This window comes from Streptomyces sp. NPDC001508, assembly GCF_040298665.1.
Taxonomy (GTDB): Bacteria; Actinomycetota; Actinomycetes; order Streptomycetales; family Streptomycetaceae; genus Streptomyces.
The window spans coordinates 147,048-164,288 of sequence record NZ_JBEPAP010000012.1 but is presented as its reverse complement, the minus strand read 5'-3'; the positions used below and the strand labels follow the sequence as shown (position 1 = coordinate 164,288).

18 protein-coding genes and 4 pseudogenes are annotated in these 17,241 nt (G+C 66.9%); 11 read left to right on the top strand and 11 right to left on the bottom strand.

Translation table 11 applies throughout. The features are described from left to right. Window positions 1-102: 102 nt before the first annotated feature. Window positions 103-1,404 carry an MFS transporter gene (locus tag ABT245_RS14730; protein WP_351733273.1) on the bottom strand — a complete coding sequence of 434 codons (1,302 nt, stop codon included), beginning with the start codon at window positions 1,402-1,404 and terminating at the stop codon, window positions 103-105. A 146-nt stretch (window positions 1,405-1,550) separates the two neighbouring features. Here ABT245_RS14730 and ABT245_RS14725 point away from each other — a divergent pair, with 146 nt between their 5' ends. After that, window positions 1,551-1,817: a hypothetical protein gene (locus tag ABT245_RS14725; protein ID WP_351733312.1), complete on the top strand. Its 267-nt coding sequence runs from the start codon at window positions 1,551-1,553 to the stop codon at window positions 1,815-1,817. Here the strand turns inward: ABT245_RS14725 and ABT245_RS14720 are convergent. After that, entirely contained in the window at window positions 1,768-2,613 is an 846-nt protein-coding gene (locus tag ABT245_RS14720) for a phosphotransferase family protein (protein WP_351733270.1), read from the bottom strand. The two genes, ABT245_RS14725 and ABT245_RS14720, sit on opposite strands and share 50 nt — an antisense overlap. Window positions 2,614-2,735: 122 nt before the next feature. On the opposite strand from ABT245_RS14720, the gene ABT245_RS14715 reads away from it, so the two are divergent. Next, window positions 2,736-3,011, top strand: coding sequence for a hypothetical protein (locus ABT245_RS14715; protein WP_502982121.1), 276 nt, complete (start codon window positions 2,736-2,738; stop codon window positions 3,009-3,011). A gap of 580 nt (window positions 3,012-3,591) precedes the next feature. On the opposite strand, the gene ABT245_RS14710 is transcribed toward ABT245_RS14715, so the two are convergent. The 3 genes from ABT245_RS14710 to ABT245_RS14700 form a co-directional block, all read right to left on the bottom strand. Continuing rightward, window positions 3,592-4,185: a hypothetical protein gene (locus ABT245_RS14710; RefSeq protein ID WP_351733268.1), complete on the bottom strand. Its 594-nt coding sequence runs from the start codon at window positions 4,183-4,185 to the stop codon at window positions 3,592-3,594. Window positions 4,186-4,537: 352 nt separating this feature from the next. Then, entirely contained in the window at window positions 4,538-5,461 is a 924-nt protein-coding gene (locus ABT245_RS14705) for a recombinase family protein (protein ID WP_351733265.1), read from the bottom strand. A gap of 458 nt (window positions 5,462-5,919) precedes the next feature. Continuing rightward, on the bottom strand, window positions 5,920-7,158 hold the full coding sequence (locus tag ABT245_RS14700) for an acyltransferase family protein (RefSeq protein WP_351733263.1): 1,239 nt from the start codon (window positions 7,156-7,158) through the stop codon (window positions 5,920-5,922). 449 nt (window positions 7,159-7,607) lie between these two features. Here ABT245_RS14700 and ABT245_RS46070 point away from each other — a divergent pair, with 449 nt between their 5' ends. Beyond that, on the top strand, window positions 7,608-8,279 hold the full coding sequence (locus ABT245_RS46070) for an RICIN domain-containing protein (protein WP_502982120.1): 672 nt from the start codon (window positions 7,608-7,610) through the stop codon (window positions 8,277-8,279). 772 nt (window positions 8,280-9,051) lie between these two features. On the opposite strand, the gene ABT245_RS14680 is transcribed toward ABT245_RS46070, so the two are convergent. After that, window positions 9,052-9,318 (bottom strand): hypothetical protein, encoded by a 267-nt coding sequence (locus ABT245_RS14680; RefSeq protein ID WP_351733257.1) that lies wholly within the window; start codon window positions 9,316-9,318, stop codon window positions 9,052-9,054. 382 nt (window positions 9,319-9,700) lie between these two features. Here ABT245_RS14680 and ABT245_RS14675 point away from each other — a divergent pair, with 382 nt between their 5' ends. The 3 genes and pseudogenes from ABT245_RS14675 to ABT245_RS14665 all read left to right on the top strand — a co-directional run. Next, on the top strand, window positions 9,701-10,003 hold the full coding sequence (locus tag ABT245_RS14675; protein ID WP_351733255.1) for a type II toxin -antitoxin system TacA 1-like antitoxin: 303 nt from the start codon (window positions 9,701-9,703) through the stop codon (window positions 10,001-10,003). Beyond that, entirely contained in the window at window positions 10,000-10,386 is a 387-nt protein-coding gene (locus tag ABT245_RS14670; protein WP_351733253.1) for a fic family toxin-antitoxin system, toxin component, read from the top strand. The genes ABT245_RS14675 and ABT245_RS14670 overlap by 4 nt, the downstream gene beginning before the upstream one ends. Before the next feature lie 130 nt (window positions 10,387-10,516). Continuing rightward, window positions 10,517-10,800 (top strand): annotated as a pseudogene (locus ABT245_RS14665) (GP88 family protein); the annotation flags it as partial. Between the two features lie 129 nt (window positions 10,801-10,929). Here ABT245_RS14665 and ABT245_RS14660 read toward each other — a convergent pair. After that, window positions 10,930-11,367: a hypothetical protein gene (locus tag ABT245_RS14660; protein WP_351733250.1), complete on the bottom strand. Its 438-nt coding sequence runs from the start codon at window positions 11,365-11,367 to the stop codon at window positions 10,930-10,932. Window positions 11,368-11,529: 162 nt separating this feature from the next. On the opposite strand from ABT245_RS14660, the gene ABT245_RS14655 reads away from it, so the two are divergent. Both ABT245_RS14655 and ABT245_RS14650 read left to right on the top strand, forming a co-directional pair. After that, complete coding sequence (locus tag ABT245_RS14655) at window positions 11,530-12,291, top strand: nucleotidyltransferase domain-containing protein (protein WP_351733248.1); 762 nt, start codon at window positions 11,530-11,532, stop codon at window positions 12,289-12,291. Between the two features lie 129 nt (window positions 12,292-12,420). After that, a complete protein-coding gene (locus ABT245_RS14650; protein WP_351733246.1) occupies window positions 12,421-12,711 on the top strand; it encodes a hypothetical protein in 291 nt (96 codons plus the stop codon). Here ABT245_RS14650 and ABT245_RS14645 read toward each other — a convergent pair. Further along, a complete protein-coding gene (locus ABT245_RS14645) occupies window positions 12,672-13,451 on the bottom strand; it encodes a Tn3 family transposase (protein WP_351733243.1) in 780 nt (259 codons plus the stop codon). The two genes, ABT245_RS14650 and ABT245_RS14645, sit on opposite strands and share 40 nt — an antisense overlap. A 13-nt stretch (window positions 13,452-13,464) precedes the next feature. Beyond that, a pseudogene (locus ABT245_RS14640) lies at window positions 13,465-13,782 on the bottom strand (Tn3 family transposase); the annotation flags it as partial. Window positions 13,783-13,875: 93 nt separating this feature from the next. Between ABT245_RS14640 and ABT245_RS14635 the strand changes: the two are divergent. Next, window positions 13,876-14,010: pseudogene (locus tag ABT245_RS14635) on the top strand (rRNA methyltransferase); the annotation flags it as partial. A 16-nt stretch (window positions 14,011-14,026) separates the two neighbouring features. Here ABT245_RS14635 and ABT245_RS14630 read toward each other — a convergent pair. Further along, window positions 14,027-14,692 (bottom strand): YdcF family protein, encoded by a 666-nt coding sequence (locus ABT245_RS14630; RefSeq protein ID WP_351733241.1) that lies wholly within the window; start codon window positions 14,690-14,692, stop codon window positions 14,027-14,029. Between the two features lie 217 nt (window positions 14,693-14,909). Here ABT245_RS14630 and ABT245_RS14625 point away from each other — a divergent pair, with 217 nt between their 5' ends. Together ABT245_RS14625 and ABT245_RS14620 are read left to right on the top strand one after the other, a co-directional pair. Then, window positions 14,910-15,056: a helix-turn-helix domain-containing protein gene (locus tag ABT245_RS14625; protein ID WP_502982119.1), complete on the top strand. Its 147-nt coding sequence runs from the start codon at window positions 14,910-14,912 to the stop codon at window positions 15,054-15,056. Window positions 15,057-15,502: 446 nt separating this feature from the next. Beyond that, a pseudogene (locus ABT245_RS14620) lies at window positions 15,503-15,847 on the top strand (hypothetical protein); the annotation flags it as partial. A 430-nt stretch (window positions 15,848-16,277) separates the two neighbouring features. Here ABT245_RS14620 and ABT245_RS14615 read toward each other — a convergent pair. Then, window positions 16,278-16,907, bottom strand: coding sequence for a hypothetical protein (locus tag ABT245_RS14615; protein ID WP_351733236.1), 630 nt, complete (start codon window positions 16,905-16,907; stop codon window positions 16,278-16,280). Window positions 16,908-17,241: the final 334 nt, after the last annotated feature.

Sequence of the window (17,241 nt, the reverse complement as noted above, 5' to 3'; positions counted from 1 at the left end):
ACGATGCCACCCGTTCCGTGTTGTCAATCGTCGCGGCGGCCGGGCAGCTCCGGGCGGTGGTCCACAGGCGGAAGACAGCCCAGGAACAAGCGGCCCGCGTCTCTACATCCGTTTTGCCTTCGAACTTTGCGGCAGTGAGCCCTCTGTCCTGTCGTGGGGAGAGCCGCTGCTGTCCATCTGTCTCCAGGCTGGGAAGATCACCGGGCAGAGCGTGGCGAGCAGATACACGCCGCCAACCGTCAGCAGCGCACAAGGCAGGCCGGCCGCATCCACGAGGAGGCCCGCGGCCAGTCCGCCCAGCGGAGTGACCAGCTGGACCGCGGCTGTCGTCGCACTCAGCACGCGGCTGCGCAGTTCCTCCGGCACCGTCTCATACGTCACGGTGGCCATGATGGGGTTGAGCACACCGAAGGCGAGACCCTCTACCGCCATGATCACGGCCAGCGGGGTGAAGGTGTCGGTGAAGGCGGCCACCACGAAGCGCGGCAGGCCCCCGATGAGAAAAGCGATCGTGAACACGGGCCATCGCCGAAAGTGGCTGCCCACAGCCCCGTAGATCAGAGCCCCCGTGAGTGCGCAGATGCCGAACGCCGCGTTCAGCAGACCGAGATCGATGGCACCATCAAGCTCCTCACGGGCGTGCACGGGGAGAAGCACAGCGCTCCATCCTTGGTCGAGGCCCCTGGTGACCAGCGTCATCAGGCACAGGCCCAGCAGCAGCGGCGTGGCCGCCAAGAAGCGATAACCTTCCGTGAGTTGACGACGGTAGGCCCGCAACGATGCCGGCTCGACCTGCCGCAGGGGCTGTGCCTCGGGCAGGCCGCGCACCCCGAACGCGAACAGCGGCGCGGCCACGGCGAAGGTCGCGGCATCCACCAACAGGACGTTCTCGGCTCCGAGTACGGCGATCAGCACACCTCCGAGAGCGGATGCCGTCAGCGCCGCACAGCGCGCCGCGCCGTCGTACAGCCCGGCAGCCCTGGTCAGCGGCATTCTGGCGCGTTCGGCGAGCGTGGGCAAAAGCACGCCGCGGGCCGTTTCACCCGGCGCACGGAACAGCCCTGTCAGCGCCATCAGCACGCACAGCATCCAGAACTGCAGGATGCCGGCGAACTGCAGCAGGGGGATCGCCACAACGGCGACTCCGCAGGCGAGATCTGAGGCGACACTCACCCGCCGTCGTCCCATCCGGTCGATGACCGGACCGGTGACGAGCGCAGCGAGCACTGCGGGCAGCAGTGTGCAGAACGCCACGATCCCGGCCTTGGCGGCACTGCCCGTGCTTTGCAGCACGAACCACGGCACACCCATGTACGTGAGGCAATTCCCTGCGGTCGAAACGAGGTTGGCGACGAGGACTGCTGCCAGAGGACGGCGATCAGCCGTCAAGAAGTGTTCGGGCACTACGGTGGTCTCCCATGAGGGGAAGCGCCCACTGTGAAGGAAGCAGGTCAGCCGGTGGGCGAAGCGAAGTGGTCAGCGTCTGGCGCGCATAGCGAGGCGCACCGCGGTGCGGTGTTCACAAGCAGCGCCTCCAACACTTCGCCGGGATGACCACCCGGCACCTCCACGCATTGTCACCTCGGGCACCGGCCCTTCGCAACGACGATCCGTTCGCAACGGGCGGGCTCACACAGGAAATTGTCCGGGTTGCGCCAATGACGACAGAACTGCTGACGATCTGGATCCGGCGGGCGACGCCGGCCTTGAACGTTCACGGTCTCGGAACATCCACCGATGGGTCACACCATGCAGGCTGGGAAACGATCAACGTGCGCGTGGGAACTGCCACTGAAACCCGCAACCATGTGCGCTGATCAGCGGATTCCGTCGGTGCCCCGAAGTGGCCGCTGTTCGGCAGCAGCTCGGGCGGCGGGACCATCCCGCACCCCGAGCTGCCCGACTCGCCCCCGCTGCTGAACGGTCAGTTGCCCCCTGGTGTCCGAGCTGGGATTCTGGGGCCAAACAGGTTGACCCCAGAAGTGCGGACCATCGACGGCCTGCCACAAGAACCGCAGCATCGTGAACGGCAGCTGGACCGACAGCGCGGTGGCCCCGACCCGCAGATGAGTTGGGTCCACCGAAGCCTCTGGCGCAAGGCAGCTGGCTCGCCAGCCAATCAGTGAGACACAGAACACTCGGACACACGTTCCGCTTGCATAACATATAACCAACATCCTCCAGCGGACTGCCGGGCGCGGCCATGTCGAAATCGATGAAGGCGACCGGCATCTCGTCCTGGAAGACGGCGTTGTTCGGTCCCAGATCGTGGTGGCACACGACCTGATGCTGACCAGCAAGATCGCTGCCCCGGGTGGCATCGTGCATGGCGCGGGCCAGGGCGCCGGCCGCAGCAACCTGAACGTCGGTCCATGGCCGGAACTTGGGCGGGACCCAGCCCGGCACAAAGCTGAAGGTGTCCCGGCCTACCTGATCCCGGCCGAGATATCGCGGGGCCCCCGTGAATCCCCGGCTCTCCAAAAGATCAAGCAAGGAGGCGGCGAACGGCGAGGCAGCCGAGGTCGGCCTTCGAACCGTGTCACCGATGCGGACGACGTCTTCGGTGATGCGGCCACCCCGCAGAGGGACCACTTCGTCAACACTCTCGGACATGCCAGTGGTTCCTTTGCTGTCTCAGGCTGCTGCTGACGCGTGACGTTCCCTGAGGCATCGCGAGCGCCCCTGCTTCCCAGGCCCAGCGCTCGACCCGTGATCGACAGCATGTCTCATGAGACATGCGGAGCGCGAAGAACACCGTCGTGATCGCCACGGACTTCGAGCCCCGGGCCGGCAGCACGAACAACACCGCTGATGGCAGTGGCCAGCCGGACATCGACCTTGACGAAGCACGCCTTGCTTACGTCGCCGTCACCCGCGCCCGGGAGCGCCTCGACCTCGGCGGCCTGTCCTGGATTAACCAATACCCCAGCGCTCCCAGCACGAGGGGCGATCCTCGCCCCTCGGACGCGGGCCCGTCACCCTGGGACCGGCTCGGCCCGCCACCTGGCTAGCGTGCATGCGTATGAGTGAACGCTTCATAGAGATCAAGCGCGTTGACGAATACGCGGGCACGTTCGGGGAGTCTTGGCCGGGGCGGCAGGTCTTGGAGGCTGTGAACGCGGCCTATCCCTCGATCGTGGTCGACGGCTGGAGCCAAGAGGGCTGGGTCTACTTCCTTCCCGGAGGCCAGGAGGGCCCTCGACGAGGTCGGGCGGATGGTGGTCGTGGGGGCGAGCGGGTCGCTTCCCGTCCGTGTATGCCGAGACGGCGTGACGCGAGGCGAGTGGAACGTCATCCAGGAGCCGTTCAAGTACGGGCAGGAGATGGACTTCGAGCAGTTCTTGCGCGTGATCCACGGTGCCTGATCGAGCGGGACTTGCCGGTCCGGTGGTTTCCGAGCGGGGCATCCTGCGCCAACTGGTGCGAGCGGCCCCGTGGCAGTGATGCCCTCCAGCTCCTGGAGGACGCCGAAGAGGTAGTCGGCGCCCAGTGAGCTCGCCGCCGTCGTCTCGGAGGTCGCCTTGATCCACCGAGATGAGGGCGGCCGGAAAGTCAGAGCCAGCCTGCGCCGCCTCAGTGCCGGCAGCCGTATCAGAGCCCGGCCAGCATTCGTTTGGCCTGCGCGTGCTTGCTGATGACGACGCTTGCGTACCGGCGAAGTCCTCTCCTGTAGCAGCGTTTGCAGGGTTTTTGCGGATCGCCGGTCTTCTTTGCCCCGTGCGGGCATCCGGTCCTGATGCTTTGCAGGATGCTTCGGAGGACCCGCTCGTTCTTGGCAGCTTCGGCCGGTGTGTTGTCCGCCAGGTTCAGCCCCAGGCGAGCGGCGAGCGCCTCACCGCCTGGCGACAGCGGCGTCTTCAGCGCCAGCGTCTGAGGGCAGTGCCGGTTGAACTCGGTAAGGGAGAAGGTGGCGAGCCCGCGGCCGCGGAACTCTTCCTTGACGTGGATCACTTCGACCGAGTAGCGGCCGGTGTCCATGGGCAGGAACCCGGCGTCCTCCCCTTCGCAGCGGAAGAGGAAGGTGGAGAGGTAGCCCGCTACAGGGTTGCCGAAGGCCATCTCGCCGGTGCGGTCGAACTCCTCGAGGAGATAGCTGCTGAACATGTCCTCCAGGCTGCTGACATCTCCGGCCTTGAGCGCGTCGTACCTCTCCAGGACGACGCCCTCGGCGAGCTGCATGGCCATGGACTTCTCCTCATGAGCAGGGACTCTTCACAGCAGGCCCACCAGAACGTTGTCCTCGCGCCCGGTCGACCGGCGGCATCGCGATGCGGTTTCCTCGGTCGGCGGGAGACGAGTAGGCCCTGCTCTCGTATAGCTGTCACCAAGTGGCGTGTAGCGCTGAGTAACCATGGGTTGCGGTCGCGTTGCTGTGCCGAGGAGGAACGGACCAGGAAACCGGTGTTGCTGTGAGAGGTTTCGACAGGCTGTGATCGGCCGATGCTCTTCGATCCGAAGGTGCCGGTGACCAGCGGAACAGCGGAGGCCTCCGACATCTCCCAGGTCGGAAGCCTCTTGGTTTCGAAGCCCTGACGGCTTACTGCGAGGTTTCGGTCCCGAGGGCATTGACGCGATTCGCGTACTCGCGGCGGGCCTTGCGCTGTGCCGGGATGCTGTGGGCGCCGTCGAGGGGCTGGCAGCGGGCGAGGAGCTGGTGGTGGACCGCCGGGTTGGTGCTGACGCGCAGGGTGTAGCCCTGGCCGCGTCGTACGGTCACGCCGTGGTCGAGCGCGGTCCGTTCGGCGGGATCCAGCTCGGTGGTGCTGAGGAAGTCGGCGACCTTGCCCGGCATGTCGAGGGTGACCGGCAGCTCCGGGGCCGGTCCTTCCTCCGGGATGGCGGCGGTGTGCTCGGGCGTGAGATCGGCGACGGCGGTGCGGATCGCGGCGCGGCTGACGCCGTGGTCGCGGGCCAGGGCGGCGATGGAGCGGCCCTCCAGGTACGCGGTGCGCACGGCGTCGGTCTTCTCGGCCGCCACGGCGGGGCGGCGTCCGCCCTTGTTGCCCTTGGCCGCGGCGGCCCGCAGCCCGTCGTAGGTCAGTTCCCGCTGGAGATCGCGCTGGAGTTCGCCGGCGGCGGCGAAGGTCTGCACCATGAACTTCACCGTGGACAACAGTTCCCCGGTGCGCGGGTGGCGGGCGGTGAGGTCCATCGCGGAGAACGCGCCGTCATGGATGCGCAGCGCGACCTGGTCGCGGTGGAGGACATCGAGCACGTCGAGGATGTGGCCGGTGCCGCGTACGAGGCGGAACATCTCGGAGATGTGCACGGTGTCGCCCGGCCGCGCGTACGTCAGCAGCTCGCGGAACTTCGGGCGCTGGAGGGGGTGGAGGCGGCTGGAGGTTCCCGGGTCCTCCTCGAAGACGACCGGGTCCTCGATCCCGGCCTCGTCCAGGACGAGGTTCTGCCGGGCGGTGGACTGCTGGTCGGTCGAGACCCGCTTGTAGACCAGGTTCGCCACCGAGGGGCCCCCTTCCGTACGGAGGATCGGACCCTATCTGTCGTCAAACCCTGTCAGCAATCACCATCGGATCTGATTGGATTCGCGGCGCCGCGGACCCCCGGATTGCGGGGGTTCATTGGACGCGTCGACCACCTGTCGCCAATCGTTTGCGAACACCATTCAACCGGGCGAGGAGGCCGGAGACCGGCGGAACACAGCGGGGGCGCGAAAGTTCGTGGGCGCCGGTCAAGTCCCCAGTGCGGCAGCCCCGGCGGGCGGCGCGCTGGCTGACAAGGCGACGCCGGCCGACGGCCTCGCGGCGCCAGGGGACCTGATCGGCAGTCAGAGACGAAGGCCGACCACCCCACCGCGCTAACCGGCAGCGATCGGCCGGAGCGAGTCCTGCTATCCGTTTCGGCCAGTTACCCTCATCCAGACCGTCCAGCGCTAGGAGCCAACCTGCAACGCTCCGACCCTCATTGGTCCGGGGCGTCACGGGCTCCGGATATCAACGCAGCGCCCTCGGGAACAGATTCCCCTCGCGCGGCGTGAATACGACCTGTCAGCCTTCGGCCCCACGCCTGGCATGGTGCTTCGACCCACCGGTAGGTCAACGCACTCACAGGCAGCAGCACGGCATAGAACGCGATTTCCAGCACGAGATTGTCCCGCTCCCAGCGCCCGATCGTGCCATCGGATACCGCCAGCAACACCGGGTGCACCAAGTACACCGAGTAGCTGATCGTTCCCAGCCCGATCAGCCACCGCGGTATCCGCTGGCGCCGAAACGCCAGCCCAATACCGAAAGTGGCCACCGCCAGCAGGAACGCCACAATCCAGCCCCGCCCGGTGAAGTTGGCCCCTCCGCCGTACCGATACGCACTTCCCACAGCACACACCACCACCACAGCGGCGGCGCTTGCCGCATACCGCCAACTACTCTGACCGCTTTCGGCCCGGTAGACGGCTGTGCCGAGGAACATCACGGCAAGGATCACCAGCCCCTCCCACATGGGGACCGTGCCGTTGCACGTGACCAGTACGAGGGCCAGCATGCCTCCCAGTACCGCACCGGACACCCGGAGTATGGGAGATTGTGCGCTCGCGCAGCCGATAGCGACCGCCATGGTGATCGCAACAGCGACTACCAGTGGGGCAACGCCCACCGCCCCGGACAGAGCAGAAACGGGTAGCGCAGCCCCTGCCGTCACGCTGACGGCGGCGAGCGCCGCCAAGGCGACGGCGTACGTGGCTGACCGCTGGTGAAGGCGGACCGAGAAAAGAGCGACGACCAGCAAGTAGAAGGCCATCTCATACGAGAGCGTCCACAGGACAAGGAGAAGGTTGGGAGTGCCCAGCAACTCCTGGAACAATGTGACATGGGCGATGACGACCGCGGCGACGCTCTCCCCGTCGAAGTCGCGGATCTCCGCGATGCCTAGTAGATGGGCCCCGAGGACAGCCGCGGCAACGGCTGCCCACAGCGGGTAGATGCGGAAGATCCGCCCGAACCAGAAGGTCCGGATGCTGCCTCGCCGTTCGAGCGAGGCGGGGATGATGTAGCCGCTCACCAGGAAGAACACCATGATGCCGTACCGGCTGGTGTTGAACTCCGGCATCAGTTGCCGCCGGAATTCGGCCATGAAGGAGTACGAGGAGTGGTCGAAGACCACGACGAGCGCCGCGATGCCGCGCAGTGCATCCAGCCAGCCCAAGCGTGATGTACGAACCGGCCGGACCGTCAGGGGTAACTGCGGGGGCACGGAGGGTGATCGCACCTCCGCCGGGGAAGTCGGGGTGGGGGGGTTCCATACCCATGTTCACGTCCGGCGCCTCTCGAGTGTTCACCTGGGGCGTCATAGGAATGATCAAGCGTGCGCGAGCTGGTGCCGTTAGCCCCGAAACGAGACCGTGGCGATTACGCCCAGCGTCAGCAGATCCAGGGAACCGCAGGCCGAAGCCTGCACCGAGGCAGAATCGTATCCACTCCGAACAGCCGCCCGGCCGGGACGCGCGCAGGATCTCGCCCTACTGCACGTGCACCTGACCCTTGTCAAGCAAGCGCTTTCAGTCGAGATGTTCGAACGCACTAGCGAGATCATCGTTAAAGCCTGATTGAGTGCTCTCGGTAACACACAGAGCACCCACGGCAAGGAGACGCAGCATGCGCACCAGACGCCCCAAGCAGGTTCTCGTGGCCGCTCTGGCCGGAACCCTGATGGCGCTGGCCAGCCCTGCCATCGCGGACGCCCAGTCGTCGCACAGCAGTGACAGTGATCTGAAGCCCGTGGCACTTCAGGACGTCAAGTCCGCCTCCGCCGATGGCAAGTCCGTGGCCGCGGCCGCGTACTACGGCATCCGGAACGTGAAGTCCCAGAAGTACATCCAGCCCTTGGGTGGCAGCTCCGCCAACGGGACCAAGGTCGTTCAGCAGCCCTTCAACGCCGACTCCCTGACGCAGCTGTGGACGCGGATCACCGACGGCGGCTACTACAGCTTCGAGAACTACTCCGGCCGCAACCTCGGCATCGACGGCGCCAGCACCGCCAACGGCGCGGCCGCCATCATCGCAAACGGGTCCGGCGACGCCAACCAAGGACTGGGTGCAGGTCGACCGCGACGCGTACACCTTCGAGCTGCACAACCGCAAGAGCGGCAAGTGCCTGGGCATCGATGGCGCCAGCACCGCCAACGGTGCGACGGCCGCCCAGTTCACGTGCGACGGCAGCGCCAACCAGGGCTGGGGCTACTTCCAGTAGCCGGAGCAAGGAGGGGCTCTCCTCCCCATGCTGACCTGCACCGACTCCACAGCTCATCAGCAGCGTGGATTCAGTGACCTGCAGTAGGGCGCTGGCGGGTCAGCGACAACCTGGTAGCGGCCACCCCTGCGGGCCGGGTCCAGCGGTCCGATCGCATCCAGGATCGCACGCCAACTCAGGGCCGCCGCTCCCAGATCCCCGTCACGGTCGACGATCGCGGCGGGACCAGATTCGGCGCGTCGACGGCCCTCGCTCGACGCCCGGTCATCACAACCTCCACTCCGTGTATCGCGTCCGCGCGAAGGCGATACACGGGAGTGGAGGAGCTCGGCCTGCTGCGGCAGTGTGGGCTGGTGTCCGTGGCCCAGGGCGAAGCGGGTTCCGCACACCGGGCCCTCCGCGACGAGTACAGCAGCGACGTGAGGGTGCCGGAGATCCAGGAGACGATGCCCGCCACGCCCGACGGCCGGCGCCTGCAGCTACGGCTCCGCTTCCGCAGCGGCGACGAGGACCGGCACGTCGCCTCCGGCGGTCACGCCTTCTGCCGCCGTGACTTCGATGTGCACGACGCACCACGCGCCTTACAGAGCGGCGGGAGGAGTCTTCGAGCCGGGGTCGTTATGCGGTGTGCTCCGATGGGATGCCGGCCCCTGGCGCAGCACCCGGGCCATGTCTCGGCGTATGCGTTCGGCTTCACCGCGCACCTGGGCGGGGACATCGCCGCGCTCGGCGATGAGACGGCTGAAGATGGGGGTCTCTTGGAACACCGGGATATCTGCTCTCTGTCCGGGCGGCGGGACCCGTGGCATCGTGGCGGTTACAGCTGCGGGTCGAGGCCGAACTGGTTCATCAGGTCGGTGAACGACTTCCTGCGCTCTCCTTGAGTGCCTGGTCCTCGTCGGCGGGAAGAACGGTGGTGGTGACGGGCTGGATCTTGTGGGGGCGGCGGGCGTGGTCGGGGCCGTCAGCCAGGCATGGGAAGTCCACGACGACGGGTATGAGCGGCACGTTCTTCTCCGTGTGGGCCGCGATGGCAGCGTTGAGCAGCAGGCCCCTGTCGAGCCCGAGGTGCCGGGCCAGACTCGATGGGGGCGGGCGGCACACCGAGGCGCTCATGCAATCGCGTCCCCAGGGCAACTTCCGAGTCGGGGCGTCGAGCGGCATCGGCCGTCACGGGTGCGCTCGGGGCTTCGCGGACCTGGGTGGCGGGTCATCGTGTCGGCGTACGCGCGGGCCGACCGGGTGCGCACGAGGTGCTCGGCGACGACCTGGCCGGTCAGGGGGCACGGCTGGTGTGGCAGGGGGAATAGGAAGAGTAGCCGTTACATATTTCCGTCCGGGCTCAGAGGGCCCGGTACATATTTCGGGTGCAGAACAGGCCTGTGAGAGGCCCTCCCCAGGGGCGGGACTGTGGACGTGTCCGCGCCGACGGCTTGGGGCCGAGTCGTCCTCGTCGATCCCGAGACGCGCGTGTGGTACCGCTGGTACCGTGGATACCATGTCGGATGCCAAAACAGCGATGAACCTTCGCTTCCCCGACCCTGCGCAGCGGGCCGCTATCGCGGCAGCGGCCAAGCAGGCGGGGGTCAGCATGCAGGAGTACATCCTCTCCGCAGCCTACGACCGCGCCACCGCCGTGGAGCGGAAGTTCCTGGACGGCTTCCAGGCGTCCATGGCCCGGAGCGGCGCGGCTTTCGCTGCCGAGCCCAGCAGTCTGGACCCCAGTGCCGAGCAGCGGGCGGCCGAGCAGGAAGCGCAGCAGGAGCTGGGACAGCACCAGGAGCGAGGTCACGCCGCGTGACCCAGTCGGAACCGCTGCACCCGCTCGACGTCACGTTCCTGCTGCACGCCGCCGAGCTGCTCGACGGCGATCCGCAGGTCGACGATCTCGGACCGCTGTACGCCGCTGTCGCCCGAGTCAATGCCCGGGCGATGGAGCGCGACATCTACGGATCTCTGTATCTCAAGGCCGGCGCGCTGCTGCAGACCCTGGCGAAGCTGCCGTGCTTGGAGCATTCCAACGAGCGCTTCGCCTGGCATGCGACCGAGGCCTATCTGATCCTCAACGCACGCGAACTCGACTACCCGCCCAAGGCGGCCGTCGCGCTCGTGCGGGACGCCGCCTCCGGGGCGCTCGGCGTCGCCAGGATCGCCCGCCAGCTGCGCGACTGGACCGTCGCCTGATCCCGACGTGCCCCGGCGCCTGGGTGCGGTGGTCACACCAACTAGCCACAACACCAAACGGGTTGACCGGCGAGCGGCCTACGATCGCGTCATGACGATTGCTCCGGAGGCCCCTACCACGCTGCGGTTCCTGTCACTGGAGATCACCGGCCGCTGCCAGCTCACCTGTCCGTCCCGTGTCGCGGCACGTACCGGTTCAAGAACGTCCGCGCAGCACACATTCGGAATCTCCTCCTCTGCCGGGACAATGCGGAGGAGTTCGAGAGGCAGATGACGGAGGAACTCACGCACAAGAGGTACGTCGGCAAGTGGATTCGCGTGCACGATTCAGGCGAGTTCTTCTCCGACGAATACCTTCTCACCTGGCTGCGCATCATGCGCAGCTCACCGGGCGTTCGCTTCTACTGCTACTCAGGTTGAACTCGTGGAGTCCGGCGGTCTGATCGCGTCGTCGCCCATGGTCCGTCCGGTGGGTGGCAGACAGCCGTCGACCAGGCCCTGTTCTCGTATAGCTACGGCCAGGTGGCGTGTAGCGCTGAGTGACTACACGGGGCTGCGGTCGCGCTGCTGAAGGGCGGCGAAGTCGGCGTGTGCCGTCTCGACGGCCTCTGGGTATGCCTGGGTCTTCTCGTATTCGGCGAGTGCCCGGTAGACGCTGGCGACGGACGGGTTCTGTCCCTTGCGCTTACCGGTGGGGATGATCAGGGCGAGCTGGATCTGCTCGACGGACTCGCCGAGCGCCTTGCGCCGCAGCACGGTGTGCAGCATGTCGTCGGTGATGATCGGGGGTCGGCCGCCGTACTTGCCCTTGCGGGCCGCAGTCTCCAGCCCCTCCAGCGTCGACTCCCGGATGTTCTCCCGCTCCGTCTCGTCGAACTCTCCGAGCGCATCGGGATCTGTGCAGAGGCGATCGAGGAAGGAGAGGTCGTCTTCGGTGAACGCCCGCAGGTGGACTGTGTCTGCGTGGTCCGATGGAGTCATGGACCCCAGTCTCCCCCTCCAGGAGGCCAATCTGGCAGCTCCGCTGCAACCGCCATCATCGCCACCCACTCCGCCGTGTACTTGGAACGGATCTCCGCGATCATGCGTACAGCACGCTCACGATGCTCGGCAGGGTGAGGCATGCGGCCTCAGACTTTCCCCATGACGGATCAGAACACTGAGCAACTCATCGAGTGCTTCGTCAGAGCACTCCGGCCAGTCGTGCCGCTGGTCTCGGTATGGGCGCACGGGTCACTCGCCGGCGGCGATTACCAGCCGGGCCGCAGCGACCTCGACCTGATCGCGGTCGTAGCCCGACCCTGCACGGCAGCGGAGGAACAGCAACTCGGTGAGGTGCACCAGAACCTGGGCAATGTCATCCCCCTCGCGTCGAAGCTGCATTGCAGCTATCCCGTGGTCACAGAGCTGGATGACCCGGCACAGCCTCACCTGACATGGGCACACGAGGAGTTGATGCATCGGCCGGTCACACCGGTGACCAGGCGGGAACTTCATGACTTCGGACTCGTCCTGCACGGTCAGTCACCCGCCGACCTCCTGCCGCTGGTGACTGACGGGCAACTCGCTGATTTCATCGTCAAGGACCTGAAGAGCTTCTGGCTGCCGGCCCTGGACCACCCGGCGTGGTGGATGCGCGACATCTGGATCGACCTCGGCCTGCTGACTTTGGCCAGAGCAACAGCGACGCTGCGAGACGGAAAACTCATCACCAAGGCCGATGCCCTCGGTGTGCTCACCGAACTGGGTGCCCCCACCGACGTCGTGGATGACATCAGACAGCGTCGCTACGGCGTGCCCAACTCAGCGACAGAACAGTGGATTACCCACCGCGCAGAACTGACACTCGCCTTCCTCAGATCCGCGATTGAGCAGGTCATCTGGAAGGCAGGTACATGCCAGTGACGCACTGCGATCTCCTGGACCCGTAGGAAGCCGCCGACGGGGCCACCGACCTGTACGACGAGCTCGTTGCTCACGGCAAGGCCGACGATGAGCCGTGGACCCGGGCGTGCGGTGTGTACGACGCCGCGCATGCCGAAGCGTGAGGAGACCCAGATGTCCATCTGCGTCGTGCGGCGTCACCGTGTCGAACGCCACGCTCACCGTGCGATCACCAAACGTCTGCGCCATGCCGCCCCGGACGCAGTGCTGTCCGTCGACCGCGACCCGGACCGTGCGGACGCGGTCGTGCTGCACGTGAACTGCGGCGGCAGTGCCCTCGCCTGCAAGAGCATCCTGACGCGGGCCGGTCACCGGTGTAAGGACATCCCGTCCGAGCCCGGTCAGTACGGCCCGCTCCTGCGCATCTTGCCCACCGGCTGAGCCTCACGCACAAGGCGATCCGGCCCGGAGTCATAGGTGGTGACTTTGGGCCCGCCCGACCGTACGCCCCGCGCGTTACGGGGCCGATCGCTCTGCAGCCCGGCTCCGGGCTCGTCCACGGCCAAGGTCCGCAGCGGTCGGTGGCCCTGCTCGTCGAGCTGGGCAAGTTCGCGTTCGTAGTCGACGGTGATGGAGCCGTAGTAGTTGACCGCCGAGCTGCGGGCCGGGGAGATGTGCGCCAGGACCTCCGCGTCCACCTCTCGGCCGGCGCCGCGCAGTTCGCCGACGGCCAGGCCCATGTACTCGGTGTGCCAGCAGACCACCGCGTTCGTCACCACCGTCAGGCACCATGCCTGCTCGTTCTGCTGCTTGGGCCGGCGTCGGGCGACCTTGCCCTCACGGGCGTAGTGCAGCTGGCGGCGCAGGGAGTGGAGGGACTCGCCCTTGTTCAGCTGCCGGGCAATCTTGCGGCGGTAGACGGGATCGGACAGATACTTCGCCGCGTAGATGGTCCTGCGAATGGCGCCGTACTCCTTGAGCGCGGCGGCCAGGGCGTTCTGCCGGGAGGACGCGGAGAGCTTGCCGACGACCAGGGAGGCGGTGGCCTGCCCGTACGTCAACGACCCCGCCAGGCGAAGCAGGTCGTCCCAGTGGTCGGCCACCAGGTCGAGGTTGGCCTTCTTCGTCAACAGTGGCCCCGCTGTGGGGAAGCGTTCCTCGTAGTCGGCCTTCGCGCCCATCCGGGTACAAGGTGATCTTGCCCAGGTCACGGATACGGGGCGAGAGCTGCTTGCCCACCGAGTCGAAGAGGCCGAAGTTGACGAGAGTCACCCCGTGTGTGTCCGTGGCGTGCTCGGTGATCGGCAGATCGGTGGCGTTGCCCAGGATCTCGTCCAGCACGTAGTGCGCCTCGCGGTGCGTCGCCACGATGACCTTCGTGCCGAACGTGGAGTGCTGGTCGGAGACGTGCGTGTAGGTGGAGATGCCCTCGGACACGAAGTACTTGTTCAGATGCCGGGCAGTGATCGACTTGCCCCGGGTGGGAAACCGCTGCCCGTCCGAGGACGACAGCGGCCGCCGAACAGGAGACCCACGCCCGGGTGGCCCACCTGCTGACCGGCGAGCGCGCCCTGGGCCTGGACAACCAGCGCGACCAGGGCGATGCGGCCGGTGGCCGTAGTCGGCACGGACGAGAACGGTGACGCCGAAGTCTCGGAACTCGATCTGACCCAGCCGGTCCTGCTGCTGATCGGCAATGAGACCGCGGGCCTCAGTGCGGCCTGGCGTGAGCTCTGCGACCGGGGTGGACCGGCGCTCAGGCCCGTTCCGCCTCTTCCGGCACGAGTCGACTCGTGAAGCCCTCGCTACGCAACCGTTCGAAAGCCGCCGCTACCTCGTCAGGGATCTCTTGATCGATCATGAACCCCTGCTGTGGGTACACCATGAGCCGCTGCTGGGCCCCCACCAGCATGTCGATGACGAGACGCGCGTCCTGGATTGAATCGACGTACTCGGAGAGCGTCATAGGCGTGGAGGCGCTCACCCACTCGACATCCGGCCAGAGCTTTCGCGCTGTTGCGTAGGCCCGTCGCTCCTCATAAGGCTTGCTGACCAGTAGGACCGACGAGACGGGAACACGCTGCTCTTCGAGCAGGGCGCGGGAGAAGCGGATGTTCTCGCCTGTGTTCCTGGCCTTCGGCTCGACGATGACGGCGCTCGCAGGAACTCTCAGCTCCACTGCGCGGTCCCGGTAGTGTTCCGCTTCACCGCGGGGCATCCGCTCACGCGTGGTACGGCTGGTCGCTCCGGTGAAGACAATGAGCGGCGCCATGCCACGGTGGTACAAGTCTGCGGTGGTGTCGGCCACGCCCAGGTCGTGGCTCCCGAGTCCGATCGCCACGGAGCAAGGGCGCAGCTCGTGGCTCATCTGCTGGAAGTCCCACAGCCGCCGAGCATCCGCCCATGCCTGCGTTGAGATCACTTGCTCTCGCCCTCCAATGTTCGCCAACGACTGCGCCCCGCCGTTGAAAACGTACAGTCCCGTCTCCGGGCATCACGCGGAGATCAGCCGCGCCCCCGATGGGAACCAGCCTACGTTCCGGATCACAGACGTCTTCAGGCGCTGACTCTCCTGCCCTACGCGCTCACACTGTGTGACACTCGATCGAGCAGGGTGAGGGGAGCGCGCCAATGCGGGCATGACCGACCATCTTCCGTTCGGCAAGCGAGTCCGGTTCTACCGGAAACGCCGGGGCCTGAGCCAACGGCAGCTCGGCGATCTTCTGGGACGCTCTGAGGACTGGGTGTACCGAGTGGAGTCCGAACGCATAGGCCGCGGCACCTGAAGTGCGCAGCAGCGTACGGTTGTTCGCCGAAGCCGAAGGCACGACGCATCCCTTTCGCCGCCCGGCGGGACGCGCGCCACACGGGGTCGTCGGCGTCCGGATGTGCCGACCCGTGGCTGCGCCTGAAGCCGTCCCGTGGTGGCGTGGCGCGGGGACGCGCGCTCCACGCCGACTCCATCACCGGGCAGATGTAATGCGGTAGTTGATGACCTCCTCAAATGTAGAGGAGCGGCACACAGAAACGAACAAGGCGGCACTTGTTCCCCCTCAGAGAGCGCGGCATCAACCGCTGAACAGTGGAGCTGCCGCTCTGAGGGCCACAGGGCTCTCAAGCGTCGACCACCGTGCCGCGGCCGCATCCGGCGAGGCCGCCACGGAGACATCGACAAAACTTACCAATCAACCATAGAAGGGACGCAATCCTGTCTCGATTCTCAATAACTCGTCCGTTCCACGGAAACGCGCAGTGGCGCAGAATCCGGGATGGGAGCCCGGAGGAATGGGCGGACGTGGTCGCATTCGACACGGCCATCCGCCAGGGCAACGCCCGCGCGAACGCCGCGGGCAACCATCTGCTGGGGCAGGCGTTCCTTCACCGCTCCCGGGTGCCACTCAGTGAGGCCCCGATCGATCACGTCACCGCTGCCGAATGGGCCGCCCGCCAACAGGAACTCGACGACCGCACCGCGGTGGCCGAGGAACTGGAGAACGGGGTGGCCGACGTCTGCTCTCCCTGGGCGTGCCGCGGTGAGTCCGCGTCGGCACAGGACGGCTTCGAGTTGGCGTCCTGATACTCGATCTCGTCACTGGCCAGGGCGGCTAAAACCGCGCGCTGACCGTCGTGGGCGCACATGAAGTCGGCCTGAATTCCAGGCCACGGCCCAGATGGTGGTGCTGCTGGTGCTGTTCGGCGCCACGGTCGCCGTGCAGTTCGCCCTGCTGGGACGAATGGACCTGCAAGTCCGGCGCTTCTGACGGTCAGCCGACGGTCCCGACCGACGTGGCGATGTATCCGGCCTGTGTCTGTAGGCACTTCTGTGGGTTCCAGTGCACGAAGTTGTTTTGGCTCCCCTGCTGGGGTGGAAGGGGCGCGTATTGGTGTGATTCACGCCCCTGTAGCAAGGTGATTGGGCCCCACTTCGATCGGGTGGTTCCGCTGGCCCGGGTGGAAGGGATGGCGGCCAGGAAGCCGCGTCCGGCACGCTGCCCGGGGCGGAGTCCTTACCGGGCCTGCGCCTTGTCCGTGAGGTCGTAGTCCCCCTTGATCACCTGGTAGTCGGCGGCCGGCGCCATGCACTTGCTCAGCAGCGGCTCGCCCTCCTCGGTGCCCCCGGAGAGCCCGATACGGCTGGGACCACTGCCCTTGCCCTCTCCAACATAGAAACTGATCCCCATGCGGATGTGCCGCTTCAGATAGTCGTCCCAGGCACCGGTGTTGCCCCCGGTGCGCACGATGCGCCCGGTCACGGTGGCGGTGGGGCCGCCGCTGGTCAGGCAGTCCACCTTGAAGTCGCCCCAGTTGACCATCTCGGGCTCCCCGTCGGCGGCCGGCATCCGGTGGTGAATACGGAAGGTGCCCCAGGCTTTGTCGGGCTTGACCCAGCCCACGCCCTTGAAGGTGGCGTGGGCGTTGACGGTGACCTGGATGTCCTGACCGGCATCCGGGTAGTCCATACGGCCCCAGCCCTTGAGACTGGAGGTGACGGTCCCGGAGAAGGCGGAGGCTCGCGCCGTCCTGTCCGGCTCGGACGCGGGTGCTGTTGACGCGGAGGCGATCCCCGCGGTGGCCGCCACCGCGGAGGTTGCCGCGAGGAACGTGACGGCGCGGTGGGGCAGCTTGAATCCGGACATGGTGGAACTCCATTCGGGGTCGTGGAACCGTGCGCGGAGTGCAAGGGCCTCCGCTCCGCCACGACCGATCCTGCTCAACGCCCGCTCCCCGTACGTCAGTCAGCGGTCGTGACCTCTTCCGCCGTGCGGATGAGCCCGCCGGTGTAGCGATCCCCCTGACGATGTAGGCGACAACGACCGCGGCACCGGACCAGGCCCTGTCCGTACGCGCTCTCGTCCTCGCCATCGCCGGCCACCACCGCGGCTGGACTGCCGCGGTCGAGACCAGGACAGCCAGGCAGCCGGCCCACGACCGCCCACAACCCGTTACGCCGCCCGCGCCGGCCACCGTCTC

Coding starts and splice junctions, on each gene's coding strand:
- ABT245_RS14645 (WP_351733243.1), bottom strand. CDS start 13,451: ATGGGCGCGAAGGCCGACTACGAGGAACGCTTCCCCACAGCGGGGCCA.
- ABT245_RS14625 (WP_502982119.1), top strand. CDS start 14,910: ATGACCGACCATCTTCCGTTCGGCAAGCGAGTCCGGTTCTACCGGAAA.
- ABT245_RS14660 (WP_351733250.1), bottom strand. CDS start 11,367: ATGACTCCATCGGACCACGCAGACACAGTCCACCTGCGGGCGTTCACC.
- ABT245_RS46070 (WP_502982120.1), top strand. CDS start 7,608: ATGCGCACCAGACGCCCCAAGCAGGTTCTCGTGGCCGCTCTGGCCGGA.
- ABT245_RS14725 (WP_351733312.1), top strand. CDS start 1,551: ATGACCACCCGGCACCTCCACGCATTGTCACCTCGGGCACCGGCCCTT.
- ABT245_RS14680 (WP_351733257.1), bottom strand. CDS start 9,318: ATGAGCGCCTCGGTGTGCCGCCCGCCCCCATCGAGTCTGGCCCGGCAC.
- ABT245_RS14720 (WP_351733270.1), bottom strand. CDS start 2,613: ATGTCCGAGAGTGTTGACGAAGTGGTCCCTCTGCGGGGTGGCCGCATC.
- ABT245_RS14615 (WP_351733236.1), bottom strand. CDS start 16,907: ATGTCCGGATTCAAGCTGCCCCACCGCGCCGTCACGTTCCTCGCGGCA.
- ABT245_RS14675 (WP_351733255.1), top strand. CDS start 9,701: ATGTCGGATGCCAAAACAGCGATGAACCTTCGCTTCCCCGACCCTGCG.
- ABT245_RS14650 (WP_351733246.1), top strand. CDS start 12,421: ATGCCGAAGCGTGAGGAGACCCAGATGTCCATCTGCGTCGTGCGGCGT.
- ABT245_RS14655 (WP_351733248.1), top strand. CDS start 11,530: ATGACGGATCAGAACACTGAGCAACTCATCGAGTGCTTCGTCAGAGCA.
- ABT245_RS14715 (WP_502982121.1), top strand. CDS start 2,736: ATGCGGAGCGCGAAGAACACCGTCGTGATCGCCACGGACTTCGAGCCC.
- ABT245_RS14710 (WP_351733268.1), bottom strand. CDS start 4,185: ATGGCCATGCAGCTCGCCGAGGGCGTCGTCCTGGAGAGGTACGACGCG.